At 46.2% G+C, this 2,904-nt stretch carries 1 protein-coding gene; it reads left to right on the forward strand.

The genetic code is table 11. The features are described 5' to 3' along the window. Positions 1-235: 235 nt before the first annotated feature. On the forward strand, positions 236-2,904 hold a 2,669-nt coding region (locus tag PHP87_RS11730), incomplete at its 3' end, for an efflux RND transporter permease subunit (protein WP_299921590.1).

Genomic DNA, 2,904 nt, shown 5'->3' on the forward strand with positions numbered 1-2,904 from the left:
GCAAAAGTATGGTGGAATTCTAGTCAAGTCTCCTTTTTCTTAAGTTACTGGCACTAACTTTAACTAGTCAGCAGGCAAAGGAAAAAGAGGTTCAAAATATTAAAAGCTTGCATCATGTGGATTCTGCTACTCAATACCCGTATACCCGGGATGCTTATTATTTTCCCTCGCATCACTAATAAGGAATAAGGCCATATTAATAGAAACTAGCCTTCTTATGGATTGAGGGGGAATTATGATTCGAGGGATGTTATCTAAAATAATTGCCAGCAGCCGTTTTATTCTGCTTTTTATTATAATTAGCCTGGCTCTGGGCCTTTACAGCTATTACCTCCTGCCTAAACAGGAGAGCCCGGAAGTTACTGCTCCGGTAGCCATGATCAGCAACATCTATCCCGGGGCCTCACCACAGGAAGTAGAAAGACTGGTAACTCGGGTGATTGAGAGCAATATTCGCAAGCTGCCTGGCTATGATTTCAGTGAATCTTATAGTAGAAATAGTATTTCTGTAATTCTGCTGCAGTTGCAAAATGATGCTCCGGTGGAAGAATCCTGGAATGAATTGCGCCGGATTTTAAGTGATACGCAAAGAGATCTGCCCCCGGAATGCCTGCCCATTCAGCTTAATACCGATTTGGCGGAAACGACGGGAATTATTGTTAGTCTCTCCGGGCAGCATTATAATCCAGAAGAATTAGCAGCTATGGCCGAGAAGTTCAAAAAAAGGCTGGAGCAAGTTGCGGGTATATCCCGGTTTGAAGTCTTTGGGGAAGAAAAAAAACGGATAGAGGTAGAAATCGACCATACCCGCCTGGCCGCGAGCGGCCTGTCCCTGGAGGAAATATTTAATATCCTGCAGTCCCAAAATGTAGTCATTCCACCCGGAGCCATTGTAGAAGAAGGCATTAAGACTAATGTCAGGATTCCTGGTTGGTATAATTCCCCGGACGATATTGAAAACACTATTATAGGGGTTTCACCAGACGGGAGCAGCCAAAGATTAAAAGACATTGCCAATATCCGCTGGGGAGTAGAGCCCGACCGTCCCCTGGCCCGGCACAACGGCCAATCGGCTCTCCTGTTAACCGGCTATTTTGAGGCGGAAGAGAACATTCTCCTGGTAGGAAAAAAGCTCCGGGATGAGCTGGATAAGCTAAAAAGTGAAGCACCCCATGACCTGCTGGTGGACCAGGTCTTATTTCAGCCTGATGAAGTAAATAAAAACCTCTATCGTTTCTTACGCAATTTGCTGGAAGGCATAATCCTGGTAATAATCGTTGTGCTGCTGGGAATGGGATGGAAAAATGCCCTGGTGGCCTCTACCGCTATTCCTCTCTCCATTATGCTCAGCTTTATGGCTATGTACCTGTTGGGAATTAAGGTACACGAAATATCGATTGCCGCCTTGATTATTGTTTTGGGCATACTGGTAGATGATGCTATCGTAATGGTAGATGCCATCCAGGTTGGCTTGGATAAAGGCCTTAACCGGATGGAAGCCTGCCTGCACGGACTTAAGCAGGCAGCCATACCTATTCTCACCGCCACCCTGGTAATTATTATTGCCTTTTCTCCTATCTTTGTTCTTCCCGGCGCACCGGGGGAATTTCTCCAAAGTCTTCCCCAGATTGTCTTAATATCACTGCTGGCTTCATATGTAGTAGCAATGCTTATTACCCCGGCTATGGCCTACCGGTTTTTTACTCCCAGCCAGCATCGTAAAAATGATTGGCTAAGAAGATTTTTTGCTTATTTATTACAAGAGAGTATGGCTAGAAAAAGGACCGCCATTATTTCTTCCCTGCTTATTTTTAGCCTGGCGGTATATGCTCTTACTTTTATGGGCCTGCAGTTCTTCCCTTCGGCAGACAAAGACCTGCTGTACATTGATATTAATGCCCCGGCCGGCTCTACCCGGGCCGGGACCGAAGAACTGCTGCTACAGGTGGAAGATATTCTTTCCCGGGAAGGAGAAGTGCTGGCTTATACCAGTTCCGTCGGCAGTGCTGTACCCAAGTTCTATATAACACTACCTGTTTCCCCACAGGCTCCGGACTTTGCCCAGGTTATGCTGCGCATCCGACCGCAGCAGGGAGAGCGTTTTCAAAACAACGAGGAAATGGCCAGTTACCTTCAGGAGAAGCTGGACAGCCGGATTAGTGCCGGTAATATTAAGGTGAAATTATTGGAAAAAGCCTTTCCGGTAGCCCCGGTACAGCTAAGAATAAGTGGAGAACAGCGGGAAAACCTGCGCCAGGCTGCTGAGCTGATTAAGAGTAAAGTGAAACAAATACCAGGTTCACGTAATGTTGAAGATAATGGGGAAAGAGAAATACAGCAATTGCTGGTTGAGGCGGATGCTGAAAAAGCCAGCCGCCTGGGAATCAGCAACTATGATATTCAACGCCAGACCAGCCTGGCCCTGGAGGGGGGGCGGGCTTCGGTATTGCGCCAGGCAGGGGAGCAATATAATATCCTTTTACGCTCGGATATAAATTCCCGTCAAGAGCTGGAAAACCTGAGTATCAAATCCGCTTATTCCAAGCGTAGCGTTCCCCTGAAAGAAATCGCCGGCATCGAGGTTAAACCCCAGTTGTCCAGTATCAATAAATACGATGGCCAAAACTCTATCAAAGTAAGAAGTGATATAAGACCAGGCTATAGTGCCGTAGAAATAGAGAAAGAACTAAAAGACAAATTATCCTCTGCCGAGTTACCGGGAGTTAGTCTCCTTTATGATGGCGAATATAAACAAATCAAAGATAATTTTGGTATCTTGACGCGGGCGGCACTTCTGGCTCTTTTCCTGATTTATTTTATCTTAGTGCTGCAGTTCCATTCCTTCATCCAACCACTGGTAATATTCCTGACTATCCCCCTGGCCCTGATTGGCTCGATACTGGG

It is taken from the genome of Syntrophomonas sp. (genome assembly GCF_028707975.1).
Taxonomy (GTDB): domain Bacteria; phylum Bacillota; class Syntrophomonadia; order Syntrophomonadales; family Syntrophomonadaceae; genus Syntrophomonas.